Genomic DNA, 22,196 nt, shown 5'->3' on the forward strand with positions numbered 1-22,196 from the left:
GGGCCTGTTTGGCCGATTGTGCAACGCACAATTTGCGCAGGCGCCGGCATGGCCTGTGGGGATTTGCGCTTTTTGCGCGTGAAATTCCGGCAGCCAGCGCCTAGATGACGCAGGATGAGCGGCGAAATCAGCGAAACCAGCGCGGTCAGCAGCAATGTGACGGCCCCCGAGATGGTCAAAACGGGAGAGCCCGCAGCGGCCACCCCGCGTTCGCGCTCGCTCGCGCCCTTGCGCATGGTGTTCGGCACCGCCGCGCAATATCCGCGCGAAATCGCCCTCGCCTTGCTCGCGCTGGTCATCACCGCGGCCGCAACCTTGGCGATCCCGTGGCGGTTCAAGGTGATCATCGATGAAGCGTTCGGCGGCACCGCGAGCACCGAGGCGATCGGTCACGCCTTCCAGTATCTGATGATGATCGTGGTCATCCTCGGGCTCGGCACGGCGATGCGGTTCTATTTCGTGAGCTGGCTTGGCGAACGGGTGGTGGCCGATATCCGTCTCAAGGTGCAGCGCAATCTGCTGCGCCTCTCGCCCGGCTTCTACGAGGAAAACAGCCCCAAGGAAATCTCCAGCCGGATGACCAGCGACACCGCGATCATCGAAACCGTGGTGGGGACGACGATTTCCGTCGCCCTGCGCAACACGCTGACCGGCATCGGCGGCACGCTGTTCCTGATCTACCTGGCCCCCGGCCTGACCATGGGGCTGCTGATCGGCATTCCGCTGGTGATCGCACCGATCGTGTTTTTCGGGCGCAAGATCCGCGCTGTCTCGCGCTCAAGCCAGGACCGGATTGCCGATGTCGGCGCCTATGTCACCGAAGTGCTGTCGGCGATGAAGATCGTGCAGAGCTTCGGACAGGAGCAGCGCGAGGGTGAACGCTTTGCCGCCGTGGTCGAGCGCACCTTCGAGACCGCACGCAAGCGCATCCTGCTGCGCGCGGTGATGACCTCGATTGTCATCCTGCTGGTGTTCGGCGGGGTGACAATGGTGATGTGGCGCGGCGCGCTGGCGGTGGCCGAAGGCGCTATCAGCGGCGGCACCATCGCGGCTTTCGTGATCACCGGCGGGTTGGTCGCCGGTGCCTTCGGCGCGCTGACCGAGGTCTATGGCGATCTCTTGCGCGGTGCGGGCGCGGCCAGCCGCCTTGCCGAACTGCTCGAAGCCCAGCCTGCCATCGCCCCTCCGGCGCGGCCCGAGGCCTTGCCCAGCCCGCCGCGCGGCAGCCTGTCGTTTCGCAATGTCACCTTCCGCTATCCGGCGCGGCCCGATACCCCGGCGCTCAGGGATTTCACGCTCGAGATCGAACCGGGCGAGACGATTGCGATTGTCGGGCCTTCGGGTGCGGGCAAGTCGACGATTTTCCAACTGGTCGAGCGATTCTATGATCCGCAGATCGGCACGATCCGGCTTGATGGCGTGCCGCTCACCATGGCTGATCCCGCCGATGTGCGCGCGCGGATCGCGCTGGTGCCGCAGGATGGCGTGCTGTTCAGCGCCAATGCGCGCGACAATTTGCGCTACGGCAATTGGAACGCCTCCGATGAGGACATCTGGCAGGCCGCGCGCGCGGCCAATGCCGAAAGCTTCCTCAAGCGCCTCCCCAATGGCCTCGACACCTATCTTGGCGAAGGCGGAACCCAGCTTTCGGGCGGCCAGCAGCAGCGCGTCGCGATTGCCCGCGCCTTGCTGCGCGATGCACCGATCCTGTTGCTCGACGAGGCGACCAGCGCGCTTGATGCCGAAAGCGAGCAATTGGTTCAGCAAGCGCTCGAAGGGCTGATGGCGGGACGCACCACCTTGGTGATCGCGCACCGGCTGGCCACGATCCGCGCGGCGGATCGCATCATCGTGATGGATGAAGGCCGGATTGTCGAGCAGGGCACGCATGATAGCCTGTCCAAGGCCGGCGGGCTTTATGCGCGGCTTGCCCGGTTGCAGTTTGCGGCCGAGGCGGCAGCCTGATCGCGGGCGCGATTTTTCGACCAAGCGCGGACCTGACCTGACAAGCTGCGGTGATCCGCCGACAGGCTGGTGTATGCCGCTGCATCTTCATTTGATTGAAGCCAAGACTCGGGGAGATTTTGCCATGATCCGCACGACCGCATTTTTCGGGGTGAGCCTAGCCGCTTTGGCACTGGCCACGCCTGCTTTCGCACAAGACACCGCACATGAGGATCACGATCACGCCGGGGTGCACACCCTCCTTGCCGAAGCGGAAGCCGCAACGCCGGCCGCGGTGCCAGTGCCGACCATGAGCTTTGGCAGCTGGGGTGTTGATCCCAAGCTGCTGTCCACCACCGTTCATCCGGGCGATGATTTCTTCGCTTACGTCAACAAGCCGTGGCTGGATGCCAATCCGCTCCCGGCCGAATTCAGCCGTTTTGGCGCTTTCACGCTGCTGAGCGAAAAGAGCACGGCAGACGTCAAGGCGCTGCTCGATGAGCTCGTTGCCAAGCCTGCCACCACGCTGAGCTATGACGAGCGCCGGATTGTCGAGGCCTACAAGGCGTTCCTCGATACCGACGCCATCGAGAAGGCGGGCATGGCGCCAGCAATGCCCTATCTCGATCGCATTCGCAGCGCGACCACGCTTGAGGCGATGGTTGAGCTGTGGGCCGAACCCGGTTTCGCCAGCCCGATCGGCGGCGGGGTCAATGTCGATGCCAAGCAGCCCGATCGCCACATTGCCTATCTCAGCTTTGGCGGCATGGGTCTGCCCGATCGCGATTACTATCTCGATGAAAGCGACAAGGGCCGCGCCATCCAGTCGCAATACAAGGCCTATATTGCCTTCCTGCTGGGGGAGGCAGGCTATGCCGATGCCACCGCGGCGGCTGATGCGGTCTATGCGCTCGAAGATCGCATCGCCCGCACCATCGCGTGGGATCGCACCGTGCAGCGCAACCGCGATCTGACCTACAACCTCCTCACGGCCGATGATATCGCCGCCCTGCCGGGCAGCGCGCCGCTGGTGGCGATGCTGGCCAAGACCGGTCTCGACAAGAGCCCGGGCTTCGTTGTCAGCACCATGCCGCCGTCGGATGAGCGCGCCGCCGAGCTTGGCCTTGATGCCGCCACCCGCGCCAAGATCGGCAGCGGCCTGCCCGGCATGCTCAAGCTGCTTCAGGACGTGCCGGTCGCCACCTTGCAGGCGTGGATGACCAAGCAGTTCCTCAACGGCAATGCCGCGGTCCTGCCCGCGCGCTTCGACGAGGCCAATTTCGCGTTCTATGGCAAGGTGCTGAGCGGCGCGCCCGAACAGCGTCCGCGCTGGAAGCGTGCGGTGGCCGCGACCGAAGGCATGCTGGGCGAGCGGCTCGGCGCGCTTTATGTCGCGCGCTACTTCCCGCCGGAAAGCAAGCAGGCGATGGATGAACTGGTCGCCAACCTGCGCCTCGCGCTCGCCGAATCGATCAACGAGATCGACTGGATGGGCGAGGCGACCAAGGCCGAAGCCCGCGCCAAGCTCGCCAGCTTTGATCCCAAGATCGGGTATCGCGACAATCTCGAAACCTATGAAGGCCTCGAAATTGCGCCGGGCGATCCGATTGCCAACCGTATGGCTGCGGCCAAGTGGGGCATGGCCGACAACATCGCCAAGCTCGGCAAGCCGATCGATCGCACCGAATGGTTCATGCTGCCCCAGACGGTGAATGCCTATTACAACCCGACCAAGAACGAGATCGTCTTCCCGGCGGGCATCCTGCAACAGCCGTTCTTCGGCCTGACAGCGGATATCGCGGTGAACTACGGCGGGATCGGCGGCGTCATTGGCCACGAAATCGGCCATGGCTTTGACGATCAGGGCTCCAAGTCCGATGCCAAGGGCATGCTGCGCAACTGGTGGACCGATGAAGACCGCAAGGCCTTTGATGCGCGCGGCGATGCGCTGGTGGCGCAATACAATGCCTTCTGCCCGCTTGATGACGGCAAGACCTGCGTGAATGGCCGCCTGACGCTGGGCGAGAATATCGGCGATGTCGGCGGGCTGAGCCTTGCTTACCGCGCCTACAAGATCGCGACCAAGGGCAAGGACGTGCCGGTGATCGACGGGCTGACCGGCGATCAGCGCTTCTTCCTCGCCTGGGCACAGGTGTGGCGTTCGACCCAGCGCGAGGCGAATTATCGCACGCGGCTGCGCACCGATAACCACAGCCCCGAGGAATATCGCGTCAACGGCGTCGTGCGCAATCTCGACGCCTGGTACGAAGCCTTCGGCATCACCCCCGGTCACGCGCTCTATATCCCGCCGGAAAAGCGCGTGCGCATCTGGTAAGCCCTTGCAAGGCCCGCCCGATCAACCGGGCGGGCCTTTTGGGTTTGACAGGGCGGTGTGGCTCGTTGAAGCGGTAGGCCCATGGGTGAAATCATCACAGCGATCCTGCTCGGCATCCTCGAAGGGCTGACCGAATTCCTCCCTGTCTCCTCGACCGGGCACCTGATCCTTGCGACCGAGCTGTTCGGGTATGACGCCGCGCAATGGGCGCAGTTTAATGTCGTGATCCAGCTTGGCGCGATCCTCGCAGTGGTCGTGACTTACTTCCGTTACCTGTGGGGCATGGCGATGGGCCTGCTGCGCTGGGAGCCGGTGGCGGTGCGGTTTGTGCGCAACCTCCTGATCGCTTTCATGCCCGCGGCCGTGATCGGCCTGCTGGTGAAGGATCAGATCGATACCATGCTCGAAACCCCGCTCGTGGTGGGCTGGGCGCTGGTGATCGGCGGCATCGCAATGCTCGGGCTTGAACGGACGGTAAAGCCCGGCGCGGATACGGGTGTCGCCGATGTGCCGCTCGCCAAGGTGGTCGGGATCGGGTTCGTCCAATGCCTCGCCATGATCCCCGGCACAAGCCGTTCGGGTGCGACGATCCTCGGTGCGCTGGCGATGGGCGTCGGCCGCAAGACCGCCGCGGAATTCAGCTTCTTCCTCGCGATTCCGACCATGCTGGGCGCGGCGACCGTCAAGATCCTTTCCGAGCCGGAAAAGCTGCTCGCCGGTGGCGGGCTGATCGGCTGGAGCGAGATCGCCATTGGCCTTGCCGCCGCGTTCCTGACCGCGCTGGTCGTGATCCGCGCCTTTGTCACCTATGTCAGCCGCTTCGGTTTTGCTCCCTTTGCATGGTATCGGATTGTCATCGGCAGCGCGGCGATTGCCTGGCTGCTGCTGCGCTAGGGCATCTGGCGCGGAACCAGCGGCGGGCTCGCGGGTTCTCGCACCAGCGCAAGGCAAGTGGTTTAAAGGGAATTGAGCGACAGATGGCGGTTCTGGTGTTGATCGTGCTGGGAGTGACTTTGGGCTGGCTGGCCTCGATCCTCGCGCGCACCGAAGCGCCGGGGCAGATTTTCCGTCAGATCGGCGCGGGCGTGGTGGTCTCGCTGGTGGCAGGCGTGTTGCTCAATGACGGGACGATGCTGGGTAGCCTGTCGTTCCTCGCACTCGGCGCCGCATTGGCCGCAACCTGCGTGACGCTGGTGCTCTATCACGCGATCTTCACGCGCCGCCGCATCAAGGCCGAAGCCTGATTCTTTCCTAGACCGGCACTGCCCCGCTGCCGCGCCCGCCGCGCAGGTGATATTCCTGCGTCCCCCGGTGCAGCACATTATCGACATCGATCACCGCCGAGTTGGCATAGGTGAACCCGGCGGGCAGGCTGCGGTATAGCCGGTCGAAATCGCGCTCCACCGTCTGGCGGTAGAGGTCGGCAAAGCTCTCGATCACGAAATAGGTCGGTTGCAGATCGCTGATGACGTAGTCGGTGCGCATCACCCGATCGACATTGAGCATGATGCGGTTGGGGCTTTCGGCCTCGACCGCGAACTTCGCCTCGGTCGGCCCCGAGAGGATGCCCGCGCCATAGGCCCGGACCTCGCCCGCTTCCTCGATCAGCCCGAACTCGACCGTGTACCAGTAAAGCGCGCCCAGCGCCTTCAGCCGGTTGTAGCGCATCGCCTTCCACCCGGCGCGGCCATATTCCTGCATGTAATCGGCATAGGTGGGATCGGTCAGCATCGGCACATGGCCGAAGACATCGTGGAAGACGTCCGGCTCCTCGATATAGTCGAAGGTCTCCCGCGTGCGGATGAAGTTCCCCGCCGGGAAGCGCCGGTTGGCAAGGTGCCAGAAGAACACGTGATCGGGGATCAGCATCGGCACCGGCACCACGCTCCACCCGGTGAGCGCGCCCAGTTCTTCCGACAGCACGCCGAAGTCGGGCACACCGCCCCGCCCGAGATCGAGCTTCTCCAGCCCCGCCAGAAAGGCCGAACACGCCCGTCCCGGCAGCACCTCCATCTGGCGGGCGAAGAGATCGTCCCAGACGGCGTGATCCTCAGCGGTGTAGGCGGTCTGCGCGGGCTCCAGCCAGTCCTCGCCCACGTGCGCGGGGCGCGCCAGCGGGGCAGTGAAGACATCCGCTGCCATCTCTGGCAGGGTGGCGAAATCGGGGGTGGGGTCTGCAAGCGTGGCCATATGGTTGCAGATGATACTACCGTCGCCCGCGCATGACAAACGGGGAAGGATGCTCATGGGCATGAAGCGCAAGGAATATGAAGAAGCGCTCGAACCGCTGACGCTTGAACTGGTCAGCATGGCGCGCTGGGTCAAGGCTACGGCTGCGCGGGTGGTGGTGCTGTTCGAAGGCCGCGACACCGCGGGCAAGGGCGGTGCGATCAGCGCAGTGCGCCAGGAACTCAACCCGCGCCAGTGCCGCACGGTGGCGCTGAGCAAGCCGACCGAGGCGGAGATGGGTCAGTGGTATTTCCAGCGCTATGTCGCCCACCTGCCGACCGCCGGCGAGATCGTGCTGTTCGACCGCTCATGGTACAACCGCGCGGGCGTCGAGAAGGTCATGGGTTACGCCGATGCGGCGCAGGTCGAGGCCTTCCTGAAGGCGGTGCCGCTGTTCGAAAAGCTGCTGGTGGATGACGGCATCCTGCTGTTCAAATACTGGCTCGCCGCCGATCAGGACAAGCAGGAAGAACGCTTGCGCGAGCGGCTGGAGGACCCCCTGAAGCGCTGGAAACTCTCTCCCATCGATCTCGCCGCGCGCGCGAAATATGACGATTACACCAAGGCGCGGGAAGCCATGCTGAAGGCGACCCACACCGATCACGCGCCGTGGACGCTGGTCGATTTCAACGATCAGCGGCGCGGGCGGCTGACGCTGGTGCGCGACCTGCTCTCGCGCATTCCCGATACGCACGAGGAGCCCGAGGCGATCGACTTCCCCGAGCTGGGCCGAGAGCCCGCCAAGGAGAAGTACAAGGTGCTCAAGCCGATCCCCAACTGGGAGGGCTAGTCCCCCCTCCCTTGAGGGAGGGGGTCAGGGGGTGGGTGTACCACGCCCGATCAGAGGCCGAACCCCCACCCCCAGCCCCTTCCCACGGGGAGGGGAGTTAAAGGCCCGCACTCGCTGCCGTCACCTGTCGCCCGTCTGCGGCGAAGGCGGCAAGTTCATAGCCATCGGTGCTTTTCTTCATCACCAGATGCAGCGGCTCGCCCGCGATGGCGGGGGAGAGGCCGCGAAACTGGAACGTCCGCAGGCGGTTCTCGCCAAGCTCGCGCGCCGCAAGTTGCAGCAGCAGGCTCGCGGTCAGCGGGCCATGCACGACCAGCCCACGGTAGCGCTCGACCTCTTCGGCATAGGGCGCATCGTAGTGGATGCGGTGGGTGTTGAAGGTCAGCGCCGAATAGCGGAACAGCAGCCGCGGATCGGGGGTGAGGGTGCGGTGCGCGTCCCATCCGGCGGGGTCGAACACACCCCCGCCCGGCGGTGGGGGCGAGAGCGGCGCATCGGGCGCGGCGGGTTCGCGGTAAACCAGCGTCTGCGTCTCGATCACCGCGATGGTGCCGTTCGCCTTCGTGGTGTGTTCAACATCAACAAAGGCGAGCGGGCCGGTGGAGCCTTCCTTCTCGCTGATCGAAGCAACGCGGCTGACGCGCTCGATCACCGCTCCGATGGCAATGGGGGCGTGAAAGGCGATCTTGGAGGACGCCCACATCCGGCGCGGCATGGGAAAGGGCGGCAGAAAGCTGTCGGGCGAATCGTCGCGCGCCGGGTGGCCGTCTTCGCCGAGCGCGGCGGTCGGGGCTTCGGGGGTGCAGAGCGCGAAGTGGATGCCCTGCGGCATGATCGCGGGACGCGGGCGCGGCCGATCGAAGGTGGCGAGCCAGCGCGCGGCCAGCGCATCGCCCAGCCGGTCCTTGGCGCGTTGCTCGCGCCCGATCCAAGCGTCGAAACTCATGCGGCGCGCTCGAACACCGCGGCGATGCCCTGACCGCCGCCGATGCACATGGTCTCGAGCCCGTAGCGCACCCCGCGCCGGTGCATCTCGTGCGCCATGTCAGCAAGGATGCGCCCGCCGGTCGCGCCGATGGGATGGCCGAGGCTGATGCCCGAGCCGTTGACGTTGAGGATATCGCGGCGCGAATCGTCCGCGCTCCAGCCCCAGCCCTTGAGCACGGCGAGCACCTGCGGGGCGAAGGCCTCGTTGAGTTCGACGAGGCCGATATCCTCCCACGAATAGCCGCGCCGTTCGAACAGGCGTTCCACCGCAGGCACCGGGCCAATGCCCATGCGCGAGGGGTCGCAGCCTGCCGCCGCCCAGCCGCCGAACCACAGCATCGGGGTAAGGCCCAGTTCCTCGAGCTTGTCTTCCGCGACCACAAGGCATGCGGCGGCGGCGTCGTTCTGCTGGCTGGCATTGCCCGCGGTGACGATGGCTTGCGGGTCACGCTTCACGTCGATGGCGCCCAGCTTGCCGAGCGTCTCCATGCTGGCATCGGTGCGGTAGCCCTCGTCATGATCGAAGATCACCGGGTCGCCCTTGCGGCTCGGGATGGTGACCGGGACGAGCTGCTCGGCAAACTTGCCTTCCGCCCATGCCCGCGCCGCATTCTGGTGCGAGCGGACCGCGAAGGCGTCGGCCTCTTCGCGGGTGATGCCGTAATCCTTGGCGAGGTTTTCGGCGGTCTCGATCATGCCGGTGATGACGCCGAAGCGCTCGACCGGCTGGCTCATCACCCGGCCGCGGCTGAGGCGGTCATGCAGCACCATGTCGCCCATCCGCACGCCTCCGCGCGCGGCGAGGGTGTAGTGCTCGACATTCGACATGGATTCGACCCCGCCCGCGACCACGACATCGGCCATCCCGGTCTCGACCATCATCGCCGCCGTCGCCACTGCCTGCACGCCCGAGCCGCAGCGGCGGTCGAGCTGGAATCCGGGGACTTCGATGGGAAGGCCCGCCGCGAGCCAGCTCCAGTGGCCAATCGCCGGGGCCTCACCATTGCCGTAGCCCTGGCTGAACACGACATCATCGACCCGCGCCGGATCGATGCCGGATCGCTCCATCAGCGCCTTGAGGATCACCGCGCCCAATTGGCCCGCGTTCAGGCTGGAAAGTCCCCCGAGAAACTTGCCAACCGGGGTGCGCAGGGGCGAAACGATAGCGGCTCTACGTGCCATAAAATCTCCGTTCGTGCTGAGCTTGTCGAAGCACTGTTTTTCTTCTGTCCCGACGCCCCAAAGAAGGACGGCCCTTCGACAAGCTCAGGGCGAACGGGTGGTGTGTTGGTCGCTCAAAGCCACCGTCCCCGCATTGACCAGCTTGCCGATCGCGCCCGAGGAGAGGCCGAGCTTCTCGGCCAGCACTTCCTCGGAATGCTGCCCGAGATAGGGCGCGGGCGCGGGATCGCCTGCTTCACGGCCCGGCAGGTTGGCGAAGCTGCGGGTGGCGGGGTAGGCGAAGCCCGAGGGGTTGGCGGGCGAGGGGCCGAACAGCGGGTTGCCCGCGACCAGCAACGGATCATTCGCCGCTTCATAGGCGGTGCGGTAGCGTTCGAAAGTGCAACCCTCAGCCGCCATGCGCTGCGCCAGCGCGGCATAATCCATGCCGTCCGCCGCCTGCTGGAACAGATCGAACAGCGCGGCGCGGTGCTGGAAGCGCGGGGTGTCGCCATCGGCGAAGCGGACGCCGTGCTGCGCTTCGAGGGCGGCGATGCCTGCCTCGACCCCGAAGGCCTTTACCAGCCCGCTCCACTGCTTGGGCGTCAGCGCGGCGACCATGAAGCGCACCCCGTCCCGGCTGCGGAAATCCCGCCCGAACGCGCCCCAGATCGCATTGCCCAATCGCTCGCGGTCGCCGCCGCGATAGAGCACTTCGGCGAGCAATCCGGCATTCGCCATCGTCCCGATCGCGACGTCGCCGAGCGGCAGGCGCACCTCGCTGCCCTCGCCCGTCCGGTCGCGGTGGCGCAGGGCTGCGAGCATGGCGAAGGCGCCATAGGCCCCCGTGATGAAGTCCCATGCGGGGAGCACCTGATTGACCGGCGGCGCGGTTGCCGGGTCCCACTCCTCCGGCCCGCACATCAGCGGGTAGCCGGCGGCCGCGTTGACAGTGAAGTCCATCGCCTGCCGCCCGTCGTGCCAGCCCATGACGCGCAGGGAGATCATGTCCGCGCGCTTCGCCTGCATGGCGGCGTGGCTGAGGAAGGACTGCTCGGGCAGGTTGGTGATGCACTGGCCGACTTTGGCCGCCAGCTCCACCAGCAGTTCGCGACCCTCGCCCGATTGCAGATCGAGCGCGACCGACTTCTTGGCGCGGTTCAGGTTCTCCCAGCTCAGCGAGCGCCCCTCGCGGGTGAGCATATAGCGGTTGTAATCGAGCCCGCCGGCCTTGTGATCAACGCGGATCACCTCCGCACCCAGCTGCGCGCAGTAGAGCCCTGCGGTGGGCGAGGCGACGAAGCTGGAAACCTCTACAATCGAAAGGTCATTGAGAAGATTATACATTCTCTCTCCACTCGCGCAGCATGTGCTTGGCGATCTGGAGTTGCAGGATCTGCGTCGTGCCCTCGTAGATGCGGTAGATGCGCGCATCGCGGAAGAAGCGCTCGGCGTCGTATTCGGCAAGGTAGCCCGCGCCGCCATAGATCTGCACCACGCGGTCAACCACGCGGCCGCACATCTCGGAGGCGAAGACCTTGAAGGCGGCGGCCTTGACGAGAATGTTCTCGCCCCGGTCGGCGCGGGCGGTCACGTCCTTCATCATGGCTTCGGCGGCGTAGATCTCGATCTCGCTGTCGGCGAGCATCTGCTGTATCAGCTGGAAATTGGCGATCGGCTCGCCGAAGGCCTTGCGCTCGTTGGCGTAGCGGAGCGCGCTGTCCAAAGCGCGGCGGGCATAGCCGGTCGCCGCCGCGCCGACGCTGATGCGGCCATTGTCGAGGCTCTTCATCGCGAAGACGAAGCCCTTGCCGGTCTCCCCGCCGAGGAGGGCGTCACCCGGCACGCGCACATCATCGAGCATGATGTCGCAGATGTGTGAGCCCGACTGCCCCATCTTCTTGTCGGGCGAGCCGCGCGAGATGCCGGGGCTGTCCATCGGCACCAGAAAGGCGGATACATGCGCGTTCTTGGGCAGCGCTTCCTTGTTGGTGCGCGCCATGATCAGCGCCACATCGGCATAGGGCGCGTTGGTGATATAGCGCTTGGTGCCGTTCAAGATCCAGCCATTGCCGTCCGGATCGGGGACGGCGGTGGTCGCCATCGCCGCGCTATCACTGCCCGAACCGGGTTCGGTGAGGCCGAAGCAGGCGATCTTGCCTGCGGCGATCTGCGGATACCACTCGGCCTTCTGAGTTTCCGTGGCACCGTTCTTGAGCGCGCTCGCGAACATCCCGACATTGATCGAGAAGATTGAGCGGTAGGCGGGCGCGGCGTAGGCCATGATGTTCACGACGCGGGCATATTGCGTCATGTTGAGCCCCGCGCCGCCGTATTCCTCGGGCACCGAGAGACCGAACAAGCCCATCTCCCGCATCTCATTGAGGATGTCATCCGGCACGCGGTCCTCGGCGATCACCTGCGGTTCGGCCGGGATTAGGCGCTCGCGGACATAGCGCGCGAGCTGCTCGGCGAATTGTTCGAAGGTGTCCTCGTCCATACCCGGATTATGCGCGGGGGTGAGGTTGGTGGGGGCATTCATGGTGAGCAATCATCCTTGGGCAGGAAGGCAGGCTGGCCTGCTCGCGCCTAATCGGGCTGAGCGGCCTCGTCGCCTGTCATTTCGGCGGGCACTGGCGATGGCGCTTGGGGCGGCGTGTCCGATGGCGCATCCGAGGGAAGGGCTTCGGGCGGCAGGCGGCGCTCGTCCAGCATCGCTGCCGCGTCCTCCAGCGCCTTGGCCTCGCCCGCGCTGACCTTGCCTGCCGGTTCCGGCGTGGCCGCATGGCATGCGACCAAGGCCAGCACCGGCAGCGCGGCAAGGGCCAGCGTGCGGGCGAGAGCCAGCACGGTGCGGCTTATTCGGCCGGGACGGCTTCCGCGGCCGACGCGGCCGCTGCCGCTTCTGCCGCGACATTGGCCGCCGCTTCAGCGGCCTGCTCGGTCGTCTGGGTGGTGGTTTCAGCCGGTTCGGCGGCATTGGCCGTCGGATCGGCAACCGGCTCTTCCGTTACCGGTTCGAGCGCTTCATCGGCCGGCATTTCGACGGTGTCGGCGCGCGCTTCGGTCGAAGCGTCATCCGCACTGCCGCAAGCAGCAAGCAACAGCGCCGAACCGGCAGCGGCAGCAAAAGTGGCAAGTTTCTTCATGGTAGGCTCTCCTCATGTGGTGGGAGGCAGCCTGTCCGGCTCCCCCGTCTGGCAAGCGGTTTAGCCATGCGCAGGGGGCAAGGCCAAGAGAGAATTGCACCGCCGGGCGCATCATCGCGAGCGGAGCGCCGATTAGCGCAGCAAATGCCCCGATTTGTCGCGCTTGGTCGCGAGATAGCGCGCATTATGCGGGTTTTCGGGCAGTTGGTGGGGCACCCGCTCGGCCACGTTCACGCCCGCGGCCTCAAGCGCGGTGACCTTGGCCGGATTGTTGGTGAGCAAGCGAATGGTTTTCGCCCCCAACAGTTCCAGCATCCGGGCGGCCACCGGGAAATCGCGCGCTTCATCGGGCAGGCCAAGGCGCTGGTTCGCCTCGACCGTATCGAACCCTTGATCCTGCAAGCGATAGGCGCGCAGCTTGTTGATCAGCCCGATGCCGCGCCCCTCTTGCCGCATATAAAGCAGCACGCCCCAGCCGCCCTGATCGCGCGCCTCATGCGCCATCGCATGGAGCGCGGCATCCAGCTGCGGGCCGCAATCGCATTTGAGGCTGCCGAGAATGTCGCCGGTCAGGCATTCCGAATGCAATCGCACCAGCGGCAGGCGATCCCCGGACTGCTGGCCGATGATCAGCGCGACATGTTCGCGCAGGTCTGCCGCAGAACGGAAGGCAACGATCTCGGCCTCCTCGCTTGCGGAAACCGGCAGCCGCGCGCGGGTGACGATCTGCAAGGCGCCGCTGGCCGCATAGGCCGCAAGGTCGCCCGCAGCGAGCGGCTGGGCTTCACCCGCGGCTTCGGGATTGACGAGAAAGGCGGGCAGGATCCCTGCAATCCGCGCCAGTTCCAGCGCGGCTGTCGCGGTTTCTGACCATGCCAGTTCTTCGGCCCGGAACGGGCCTTTGAACGGATTGGCAAGATCAAGCGCGGGATCGGCAATCGGCAGGGCTTCGGCAAGCGTGAAAGCCGCGCCGCCCGCAATCAGCACCGGCGCATGCGGGACCGCCGCGGCGCGCTGGTTCGCCAACTTGAGTGTGGCCGCCCGCGCAGCCGAAATCAGCATCTGCGGCGCGCTGGCCTCGTGCGCGATAGCGGTTTCGACGGGTAGCAGGACGGGCCCATCAGCAAAAGCCAGCGGCCAGCCGTGGCGCAGCGCGTCGACCGCTTGCGCCGCCCGGCGAGCGGGAGACGGCGCAGTGGTCACAGATCGAACTCCGTGATCAGCGGCACGTGATCGGACGGCTGCTGCCAGGCGCGGGCGTCTTCGAGCACGCGGTGCGCGCGGGCTTGCGCCGCGACAGCCGGGCTCGCCCACATGTGATCGAGGCGGCGGCCCTTGTCGTTTTCCTGCCAGCCGGGATTGCGATAGCTCCACCACGAATAATAGCGCGCAGGATGCGGCACGAACTGGCGCCCGAGATCAGCCCAGCCGTGGGCGGCTTGCAGGCGGCCAAGCGCCTCAACCTCGATCGGCGTATGGCTGACCACTTTGAGCAATTGCTTGTGGCTCCACACATCGCTTTCGAGGAGGGCAATGTTGAAATCGCCGACCAGCAGCGTCGGACGATCAAGCGCTTCCGACCATTGGGTCATGCGTTCGAGAAAATCGAGCTTCTGTCCGAATTTCGGGTTGAGCGCGCGATCGGGGACATCGCCCCCTGCGGGCACATAGACATTATCAATGGCCAGATCGCGCCCTTCGACTTCGACCGATATGTGGCGCGCTTCGCCATTCGCCTGCCAGTCGCGGCGCGCCACTTCGCGGATCGGCACGCGGCTGACCGTGGCCACGCCATGATAGCCCTTCTGTCCGCTCACGGCCTGGTAGGTATAGCCCAACGCGGCCAGCGCCTCGCCCGGAAACAGGTGCGTCTCGCACTTGATCTCTTGCAGACACAGCACATCGGGGGCGTGTTCGGTGAGGAATTGTGCGACCAGCGGGAGGCGCAGGCGCACCGAATTGATGTTCCATGTGGCAACAGTGAGCATGGGCGCCGACTTAGGGATGCTTGCGCAAAAACGCCACCTTTCACTTTATTGTCGCACGGGGAAGGGATAGCGCATCTGCAAAGATCTGGAGATGTGATGATGATCCGCACCCGTCCGCTTGCCCTGATGCTGGCCGCCAGCCTGTTCCCGTTGGCTGCCTGCACCACCACCGATGGGGGCGCCCCGGTCGCGCGCGCCAGCGCTGCGGTTCCTGCACCGGCGAAGGCGAGGAATGTGATCCTGTTCATCGGCGATGGCATGGGCATTTCGACCATTACCGCCGCACGCATCTATGATGGGCAGAAGCGCGGAGAAAGCGGCGAGGAAAACCGGCTCAGCTTCGAGAAGTTCGGCAACCTCGCGTTGGTGAAGACCTACAACACCAATGCGCAGGTGCCCGACAGCGCGGGCACGGCGACTGCGATCCATTCGGGCAGCAAGACCCGCATCGGTGTGATCGGGATCGGGCCGGATGCGGAAAAAGGCGTGTGCGCGGATGCGCTCGCTCATCCGCTCCCCTTGCTTGGCGAGGAAGTGAAGCAGCGCGGTGCGGCGCTCGGCATTGTGACCACCACGCGCCTGACCCATGCCACCCCCGCGTCCGTTTATGCGCGCAGCGCCGATCGCGATTGGGAGGCTGATAACCAGATCCCTGCCGATCAGGAGGGCCAGGGCTGCAAGGATATTGCGCAGCAACTCGCCGAGGCGGATTTCGATCTCGCGCTGGGCGGGGGCACATCGGTGATGTTCGGGCGCGACAACGGCGGGCGGCGCGGTGCGGCGGCTGCCGATCTGCCGGGCGATTGGGCAAAGCGCACCGGCGGCACGGTGGTGCGCACCCGTGCCGATCTTGCCGCAGCGCCCAAGGATCGTCCGGTGCTCGGCATCTTTGCGCCTTCGCACCTGACCTACATGGCTGATCGCAAGCCGGATTCGTCCGAACCGACCCTGACCGAGATGACAGCTGCAGCAATCGCCCGCCTCAAGGCGCATCCGGGCGGCTATTACCTGATGGTTGAAGGCGGACGGATCGACCATGCGCACCATGATGGGCGCGCGGGCTATGCGCTGGAAGAAGCAGTCGAGATGGCGCGCGCGGTGCAATATGCCGTCGATAACACCGATCCGGCCGAGACGCTGATCATGGTGACGGCGGATCACAGCCACGTTTTCACCATGGCAGGCTATCCCAAGCGCGGGAATGATATCCTCGGGCTGGTGGTGCCGCCCAAGGGCAATGGCGAGGACGGTGGTGATGGCAGCTCGCCGCTGCTGGCGGCCGATGGCAAGCCCTATACGACGCTGGGCTATGCCAACGGGCCGGGCGCGGTGGGCCAGCTCAATGGGCGCCCCGAGCCGCAGACCGGCCTTGCGGCACGCCAGCAAGCGCTGGTGCCGCTTGCCAGCGAAACTCATGGCGGGGAGGATGTCGCCCTGTTCGCCACCGGGCCGGGGGCAGAGCAGGTGCGCGGCGTGATCGAGCAGAACGTGATCTACCAGATCATCCGCAAGGCATTGGGCTGGGATGATTAGGCCCACTGCGCCGCGATAAAGCGCCGATCCGGTCGCGCAGCGACCGCAAGCGCGACTGCGCGCCCGAGCTTATGCGAGGAAAGCCAAGCGGGCCGGATGGCCCGCCCCCGGCGCATGAGGGCAAAACAAACCAACGCAGACAAAAAACCCTCGACCCGGGGGCGATGGGTCGAGGGTTCCAAAGCAGCGTTCGTCACGCTTTGTTGTGAGGCCGCCTTCAGCGAAGGGTGGGCAACAGGGGGGAACCCGCCTTCGGCCGCCTCATGAGCATGAGATATTCTCTCCTGCCTTTCATTATCATGAACACGGCCCTCGGGATGTCGCTTTTGTACAAGCTTTCCCGACAGACCGTTCACCCCGGACGACGCGTTGAGCGGCGCGGATCGCGGAAGGTAAAGGTGCTGTCAGCCACGGCCACCCCGTAGCGATGATTCGCCAGCCGCACCGTGGTGCGGTTGTTCTGCGCATCAAGCGCCACCCAGTGGCTCAATTGCAGCCCGCCGGGGGCCGAAGCATTGCGCACGAAGATCATGGTGATGATCCCGAATTCGGGCTTGGCCGGATCGCGCACCTCGACGCTGATGACATCGCGGTTGCCGGTCGGCACCAGCTTGCCAAAGCGTTTCACATCGCGCGAGGGATCAAACAACGCACCAAGCGGTGAATTGGTGATCGGCCAGCGTTCGACCTGATTGACCTGATAATCGACCACGAACAGCGATTTGCCGTTCGAGACGACGAGGAAATCGGCCTGCTTGCCATAATCGAAGCGGATCTTGCCGGGCCGCTTCAAGGTCATCACCCCGGTGCTGACCCCGCCTTGCCGGTCGGTCTGGGTGAAATTGGCCTGCATCGTGGAAATGCCGCGCAGCGCTTCGACCACGCGATCAAGGTCGCTGGCGCTGGACTGCGCGGCGAGCGGCGCCGGGGCAAGCGGTTGCGGCAGCGGCACAGCAGAAAGGGCCAAGGCGCCAGCGCCAAGGCCCATCAGCATCGAACGAACGGAAATGCCTGTGTTCATGCCTCGCCGCTTAGATGCGGCGGATTGAACTGTCGATGAATTATGCTCCGGCGCCATTCCGCCCGGAGCACAATGCAAGCCGATCTTACTTGATCTTGGCTTCCTTGAACTCGACATGCTTCTTCGCCACCGGATCATACTTGCGGAAGCTCATCTTCTCGGTGGTGTTGCGCGGGTTCTTCTTCGTCACGTAGAAAAAGCCGGTGCCTTCGCTCGAGACGAGGCGGATCTTCACGGTTGCGGGCTTCGCCATGGCGGGTTCCTGATCAGATAGGTGCGGCCATTGCGGCCAGAAACAAAACGGGCGGCACGCGCGGGTTACCCCGGAGCGCCGCCGACATCGGTGGGGCCATTGGGCGAATCATGGGGAAAAGTCAAGGATGGGCTTTGTTCTGGGGTTCGCTCTTGCGAACCGCTGACTTCCCATCCCGCTCACCAATCCGCACTGCTGGGCCGCCCGCGTCCGGCTTTCACGGCGCCGCGCGCTTTCTTGACCTTGAGCCTTTCGGTCTTGCCGACCCGGTTGAGCCGCGTCTTGGCGCGGCGTTTGGGCTGAATCTGCGCCTCTTCGAGCAGGGCAGCCAGCTTCGCACGGGCATCCTCGCGGTTGGCCTCGCGGGTGCGGTGTGCCTTCGACGTCAGGATGAGATCGCCATTGCTCGCGAGCTTGCTCCCGGCGAGCGCCTTGAGGCGCGCAAACACCGGCGGCGCGAGGCCGAGCCGGAACACATTGACCCTGAGCTCGACCTCGGTCGCAACCTTGTTGGCATTCTGCCCGCCGGGGCCCGAGCCGGCAAGGAAGCTCTCCTCGACCAGCGCCAGCGCACGGGGGAGTAGGCCATCATCCATCGCTGACCCCCAACGCGCGGAAATCCGCAGGCAGCGGCGCCTGGGCGGTGATCGGGGTCTTGCCTGCGCGGGTCACCGCGAGGCTCTCGGCGTGCAGCATGGTGCGGCGGGCACCGGCCGCAGGGCCTGCGCCATAGATCGGATCGCCGAGCAACGGCGCGCCAAGCCCTTTGAGCGCATGCACGCGCAACTGATGGGTGCGGCCGGTTTCCGGGCGGAAGCGGATCAGACTGTATGGCCCCAGCCGTTCGACCAGTTCCCAGTGCGAGACCGCTGGCTTGCCCTTCTTCGCCGCAATCATCCGCCAGCCCTTTTCCGCCGAGCTGATCTTGGCGAGCGCAAGTTCAATCGTGCCCTGCGTGCCGGCCGGATGGCCTGCCAGCACGGCGAGATAGGTCTTGGCCACTGCGCGGTCTTCAAAGGCGCGGTTGAAGCGCGCCAGCGCCTTGGGATTGCGTGCCAGCAGCAGGCAGCCCGAGGTATCGGTATCAAGCCGGTGCACCGCCACCGGCTCGCGCTGGAAGCCGAACCGCAAGGCGCCGAGGTGATGGCCGAGGCTCGGCCCGCCCTTGCGCGGGGGATCAACCGGCAGGCCGGCAGGCTTGTCGATGACCAGCGCTTCGCCGTCTTCGTAGAGAATGGGAAGCGTCATGCCATGGTTCCTTTGAACAGCCCGCGCAACGCATTGCCGAGCCACAGCCGCCCCGCTTGCGAAGCGGCGGCGCAATCATCGAGAGTCAAGGCGGCTTCGCGCGCACGCCCTTCAGCGAGGAGGTGCGCGCGCAGCACGCCGGGCAGCAGCCCGAGGTGTGCAGGCGGGGTCAGCAGCACGCCATCATCGTCCTCGATGAAGAGCGTGGTAAAGCATCCCTCGGTGACCAGCCCATCGCCGCGCACGAGCAAGGCTTCACCCGCGCCAAGCTTTCGGGCTGCCGCCAGCCCGTCCTCGTAAAAGCCGCGATCCGATGTCTTGTGCGCAAGCCGCCAGTCCCCCGGATCCAGCGGATGGGGCAAGGCTACGCAGGGCAGCGGCGCGCTGAAGGGCACCGGGAGCGGGGCGGCTTCGATCGCGGTTGCCCCGCTGCGGGCGAGCAACAGCCGCAGCCGGGCAGGGCTTTCGAGTTCGAAGCACAGCGCCTGGATCTGGTTGCGCGCCGCGTGGCGATCAAAGGCAAAGCCCAGCACCGCGGCGCTGGCCTTGATCCGCACAAGATGGCCTTCGAGCAGGGCGATGCCGCTGTCGGGTTCGAACCGCATGGTCTCGATCAGATCGCAGGCGGGCGCGGCGAGATCGGGGCCGATCCGCCGCACGAAGCCCGCCTTGACCTCGCATTCGCGGCGTTCCGCCTCGCTGTCGCTATCGGCGACGATGGCCGAGCCAATGCCCAGCACCGCCTGTCCCTGCCCGTTCTCGATCGGAGTCAGGCGCAAGGTGCGGATTGCGACATTGAAAGCCGCATCGCCATCGGCATCAATCCGCCCGATCGCGCCGCAATAGGGCCCGCGCGCATCGCGCTCGATATCGGCGAGCAGTTCCATCGCGCGGATTTTGGGCGCCCCGGTGATCGAGCCGCAGGGGAACAGGGCATGGAGCAGATCGACCGCGCCTTTGCCGGGGCTGAGACGCGCGCGCACCGTGGAAACCATCTGGTGCACTGTCGGGTAGGTTTCGATCGCGAACGGCGCTTCGACCTGCACGCTGCCAGCCTCGGCGACGCGCGCGAGATCATTGCGCATCAGATCAACGATCATGAGATTTTCGGCGCGGTCTTTTTCCGATTGGCCGAGCGCTTTGGCAGCAGCGCGGTCTGTCGCAGGATCGGCATGGCGCGGGCGGGTGCCCTTCATCGGCTTGACCTTGGCCTCGTTCCCCGAGAGCGCGAAGAACAGTTCGGGCGAGAAGCTGAGCAGCCAGTGCGATCCGTCAAAGATCACCCCGCCATAGCCGGCTGCCGCAGCCGGGCGCAGGCTGGCATAGAGCGCGAGCGGATCACCGCGATAGGAACCCGCCAGAGGATAGGTCAGGTTTGCCTGATAGATGTCCCCGGCCTCGATCGCCTCGCGCATGGCTTTAAAGGCGGCAGCATAGCCACCGGGCGAGAGCTGCGGTTCGAGCGGGCCGATGCTGGCCGTGCCCTCGGCCCGGGCGGCGAGCCAGCCCGGCACCTCGCCAGCGGGAATGGCGCGGGGGGTATCGAACAGGCCAAGCCACACCAGCGGGCCCGCGGCTCCGCTGCGCGCGGCGGCCCGTGCGGCAAGGCGCGGCTCGATGGCAAGGCCGGCTTCGTAAGCGAGGTATCCGGCCAGCGTTCCGCCGCCTGCCACGCGCGCGGATTCGGCGGCGGCGAGCACGGCGGCGACCTCTTCAGGCCGGTGCGCCACGAACACCTGTTTCGGTGCCTCGTAAAGCAGCGCATCGGCGCCCGCGTCACCCGCGCGGGCATCATCCAGCAGGACAAATGGCGTATTCTGACCCATGGCGCTGCCTTAGCCCAATTCGCGGCCAAGTCGAGAACTTGACCGCGCGGGCGCGCCCCTGCACATCGGTGCGACACGCGTTGGCAGCAAAGGGACGCTCATGGCCGATACCGAAACCGCTTTGTATCTCGGGCTTGGCGGCAATGGCGAGCGGCAAATGCTCAGCCTCAGCCGCGCCAACCGCCATGGATTGATCGCGGGTGCGACCGGCACGGGCAAGACCGTCACCCTGCAAGGCATCGCCGAAAGCTTTTCGGCTGCGGGGGTTTCGGTGTTCGTGGCCGACGTGAAGGGCGATCTCGCGGGGATCGCCATGCCGGGTTCGCCGACCTTCAAGAACGCGGCGATCCTCGAAGCCCGCGCCGCAGAGCTTGGCATCACCGATTACGCCTATTCCGACAATCCGGTGATCTTCTGGGATCTGTTCGGCAAACAGGGTCACCCGATCCGCACCACGATTTCGGAAATGGGGCCGCTGCTGCTTGCCCGGCTGCTCGACTTGAACGAGACGCAGGAAGGCGTGCTCCAGATCATCTTCCGCTATGCTGATGAGAACGGCCTGCTGCTGCTCAACTTCGCCGATCTGCAAGCGGTGCTCGAATGGGCGAGCGCGAATGTTGACGCGCTGTCCGGCAAGTATGGCAATGTCACGCGCCCCTCGGTCGGCGCGATCCAGCGGCAGGTGCTGAGCTTTGAAGCGCAAGGGGCAGGTCATTTCTTTGGCGAACCCGCGCTCGAGATCGATGATTTCCTCAAAGTCGATGATCAGGGGCGCGGCTATATCAACGTGCTGGCCGCCGATCAGCTGATGCGCAGTCCCAAGCTTTACGCGACCTTCCTGCTGTGGCTGCTCGCCGAATTGTTCGAAAGCCTGCCCGAAGTCGGCGACCCGGAAAAGCCCAAGCTGGTGTTCTTCTTTGATGAGGCGCATCTCCTGTTCGACGATGCGCCCAAGGCTTTGCAGGACAAGATCGAGCAGGTGGTGCGGCTGATCCGTTCAAAGGGCGTTGGCGTCTATTTCGTCACCCAGAACCCGATCGACATCCCCGAAAAGGTGGCGGGCCAGCTTGGCAACCGGGTGCAGCACGCGCTGCGCGCCTTCACCCCGCGCGATCAGCGCGCGATCAAGGCGGCGGCTGAAACCTTCCGCATCAATCCGGAAATCAAGGTCGCCGAAGCGATTACCGAGCTGAAAGTCGGCGAAGCGCTGGTCTCGACGCTTGATGAAAAAGGCGCGCCCACCATCGTGCAGCGCACCCTGATCAAGCCGCCGCGTTCGCGGCTTGGCCCGCTTACGCCCAAAGAGCGCGCGATCATCCAGTCGGTGAGCCCGCTTGATGGCAAGTATGACACGGTGGTTGATCGCGAAAGCGCGGCCGAAATCCTTGCAGCCAAGGCCGCCGATGCGGCTGCCACGGCTGCCGAAGTCGCCGAACAGGGCGAGGACGCGGTGGGCAAGCGGGCACGGCTCAGCCCCGGTATCTGGGAAAAGGCGTTCACGCGCGGTGCCAAAGTCGCCATCGGCGGGGCGGCGGGCGTGGCAGCCTCCAAGGTGCTCGGCAAGAAAAGCCGCGCCAATCCGGTGGCATCGGGGATCACCTCGGCCGCCGGATCGCTGGTTACCGATCTCGCCGGGCCTGTCGCCGGGCGTTTCGTGCGCAACCTGATCGGCGGCCTGATGCGCTGAGGTGATCGCCCCGGACTGCCAGTGTCCAACCGGTTTCCGTTCATC

General features: G+C 65.6%; 21 protein-coding genes. 7 read left to right on the top strand and 14 right to left on the bottom strand.

Annotated features, from left to right (window positions below; translation table 11 throughout):
* Positions 1-114 precede the first annotated feature (114 nt).
* The 4 genes from SOQ14_RS08290 (at position 115) to SOQ14_RS08305 (ending at position 5,523) form a co-directional block, all read left to right on the top strand.
* Complete coding sequence (locus SOQ14_RS08290) at positions 115-1,965, top strand: ABC transporter transmembrane domain-containing protein (protein WP_416232741.1); 1,851 nt, start codon at positions 115-117, stop codon at positions 1,963-1,965.
* A 124-nt stretch (positions 1,966-2,089) separates the two neighbouring features.
* Positions 2,090-4,279, top strand: a complete 2,190-nt coding sequence (locus tag SOQ14_RS08295; RefSeq protein ID WP_322897596.1) for a M13 family metallopeptidase — start codon at positions 2,090-2,092, stop codon at positions 4,277-4,279.
* Positions 4,280-4,360: 81 nt separating this feature from the next.
* Positions 4,361-5,173: an undecaprenyl-diphosphate phosphatase gene (locus SOQ14_RS08300; protein ID WP_322897597.1), complete on the top strand. Its 813-nt coding sequence runs from the start codon at positions 4,361-4,363 to the stop codon at positions 5,171-5,173.
* 83 nt (positions 5,174-5,256) lie between these two features.
* On the top strand, positions 5,257-5,523 hold the full coding sequence (locus tag SOQ14_RS08305) for a hypothetical protein (RefSeq protein ID WP_322897598.1): 267 nt from the start codon (positions 5,257-5,259) through the stop codon (positions 5,521-5,523).
* 7 nt (positions 5,524-5,530) lie between these two features.
* Here SOQ14_RS08305 and phhA read toward each other — a convergent pair whose 3' ends face one another.
* Positions 5,531-6,421, bottom strand: coding sequence for a phenylalanine 4-monooxygenase (gene phhA / locus SOQ14_RS08310; protein WP_416232750.1), 891 nt, complete (start codon positions 6,419-6,421; stop codon positions 5,531-5,533).
* Positions 6,422-6,524: 103 nt separating this feature from the next.
* On the opposite strand from phhA, the gene ppk2 reads away from it, so the two are divergent.
* Entirely contained in the window at positions 6,525-7,298 is a 774-nt protein-coding gene (gene ppk2 / locus SOQ14_RS08315) for a polyphosphate kinase 2 (RefSeq protein WP_322897600.1), read from the top strand.
* Between the two features lie 97 nt (positions 7,299-7,395).
* Here the strand turns inward: ppk2 and SOQ14_RS08320 are convergent, their stop codons facing one another.
* The 8 genes from SOQ14_RS08320 to SOQ14_RS08355 form a co-directional block, all read right to left on the bottom strand.
* On the bottom strand, positions 7,396-8,244 hold the full coding sequence (locus tag SOQ14_RS08320; protein WP_322897601.1) for an HTD2 family dehydratase: 849 nt from the start codon (positions 8,242-8,244) through the stop codon (positions 7,396-7,398).
* The gene (locus tag SOQ14_RS08325; protein ID WP_322897602.1) at positions 8,241-9,467 is read right to left on the bottom strand and encodes an acetyl-CoA C-acetyltransferase; all 1,227 of its coding nucleotides are present in this window, start codon (positions 9,465-9,467) and stop codon (positions 8,241-8,243) included. The genes SOQ14_RS08320 and SOQ14_RS08325 overlap by 4 nt, the downstream gene beginning before the upstream one ends.
* A gap of 84 nt (positions 9,468-9,551) precedes the next feature.
* Positions 9,552-10,793, bottom strand: coding sequence for a CoA transferase (locus tag SOQ14_RS08330; protein ID WP_322897603.1), 1,242 nt, complete (start codon positions 10,791-10,793; stop codon positions 9,552-9,554).
* On the bottom strand, positions 10,786-11,988 hold the full coding sequence (locus SOQ14_RS08335; RefSeq protein ID WP_322897604.1) for an acyl-CoA dehydrogenase family protein: 1,203 nt from the start codon (positions 11,986-11,988) through the stop codon (positions 10,786-10,788). The genes SOQ14_RS08330 and SOQ14_RS08335 overlap by 8 nt, the downstream gene beginning before the upstream one ends.
* 47 nt (positions 11,989-12,035) lie before the next feature.
* Entirely contained in the window at positions 12,036-12,296 is a 261-nt protein-coding gene (locus tag SOQ14_RS08340) for a hypothetical protein (RefSeq protein WP_322897605.1), read from the bottom strand.
* An 8-nt stretch (positions 12,297-12,304) separates the two neighbouring features.
* Positions 12,305-12,595 (bottom strand): hypothetical protein, encoded by a 291-nt coding sequence (locus SOQ14_RS08345; RefSeq protein WP_322897607.1) that lies wholly within the window; start codon positions 12,593-12,595, stop codon positions 12,305-12,307.
* Between the two features lie 132 nt (positions 12,596-12,727).
* On the bottom strand, positions 12,728-13,798 hold the full coding sequence (gene ribA / locus SOQ14_RS08350; protein WP_322897608.1) for a GTP cyclohydrolase II: 1,071 nt from the start codon (positions 13,796-13,798) through the stop codon (positions 12,728-12,730).
* Entirely contained in the window at positions 13,795-14,583 is a 789-nt protein-coding gene (locus tag SOQ14_RS08355; RefSeq protein WP_322897609.1) for an exodeoxyribonuclease III, read from the bottom strand. Before SOQ14_RS08355 ends, ribA begins: the two co-directional genes overlap by 4 nt.
* Positions 14,584-14,679: 96 nt before the next feature.
* Between SOQ14_RS08355 and SOQ14_RS08360 the strand changes: the two genes are divergently transcribed.
* The gene (locus tag SOQ14_RS08360) at positions 14,680-16,116 is read left to right on the top strand and encodes an alkaline phosphatase (protein WP_322897610.1); all 1,437 of its coding nucleotides are present in this window, start codon (positions 14,680-14,682) and stop codon (positions 16,114-16,116) included.
* 352 nt (positions 16,117-16,468) lie between these two features.
* Here the strand turns inward: SOQ14_RS08360 and SOQ14_RS08365 are convergent, their stop codons facing one another.
* The 5 genes from SOQ14_RS08365 to pabB all read right to left on the bottom strand — a co-directional run bounded on the left by SOQ14_RS08365 (position 16,469) and on the right by pabB (position 20,464).
* Positions 16,469-17,137 carry a LolA family protein gene (locus SOQ14_RS08365; RefSeq protein ID WP_322897611.1) on the bottom strand — a complete coding sequence of 223 codons (669 nt, stop codon included), beginning with the start codon at positions 17,135-17,137 and terminating at the stop codon, positions 16,469-16,471.
* 85 nt (positions 17,138-17,222) lie between these two features.
* The gene (gene rpmG / locus SOQ14_RS08370; protein ID WP_322897612.1) at positions 17,223-17,390 is read right to left on the bottom strand and encodes a 50S ribosomal protein L33; all 168 of its coding nucleotides are present in this window, start codon (positions 17,388-17,390) and stop codon (positions 17,223-17,225) included.
* A gap of 179 nt (positions 17,391-17,569) precedes the next feature.
* Positions 17,570-17,986, bottom strand: coding sequence for an alternative ribosome rescue aminoacyl-tRNA hydrolase ArfB (arfB, locus tag SOQ14_RS08375; protein ID WP_322897613.1), 417 nt, complete (start codon positions 17,984-17,986; stop codon positions 17,570-17,572).
* Complete coding sequence (locus tag SOQ14_RS08380; RefSeq protein ID WP_322897614.1) at positions 17,979-18,638, bottom strand: RluA family pseudouridine synthase; 660 nt, start codon at positions 18,636-18,638, stop codon at positions 17,979-17,981. Before SOQ14_RS08380 ends, arfB begins: the two co-directional genes overlap by 8 nt.
* Positions 18,635-20,464, bottom strand: a complete 1,830-nt coding sequence (pabB, locus tag SOQ14_RS08385) for an aminodeoxychorismate synthase component I (protein ID WP_322897615.1) — start codon at positions 20,462-20,464, stop codon at positions 18,635-18,637. The genes SOQ14_RS08380 and pabB overlap by 4 nt, the downstream gene beginning before the upstream one ends.
* A gap of 100 nt (positions 20,465-20,564) precedes the next feature.
* Between pabB and SOQ14_RS08390 the strand changes: the two genes are divergently transcribed.
* The gene (locus tag SOQ14_RS08390; protein WP_322897617.1) at positions 20,565-22,151 is read left to right on the top strand and encodes a helicase HerA-like domain-containing protein; all 1,587 of its coding nucleotides are present in this window, start codon (positions 20,565-20,567) and stop codon (positions 22,149-22,151) included.
* Positions 22,152-22,196 lie beyond the last annotated feature (45 nt).

Origin of the sequence: Erythrobacter epiphyticus (assembly GCF_034653295.1) — a bacterium.
Taxonomy (GTDB): Bacteria; Pseudomonadota; Alphaproteobacteria; order Sphingomonadales; family Sphingomonadaceae; genus Erythrobacter.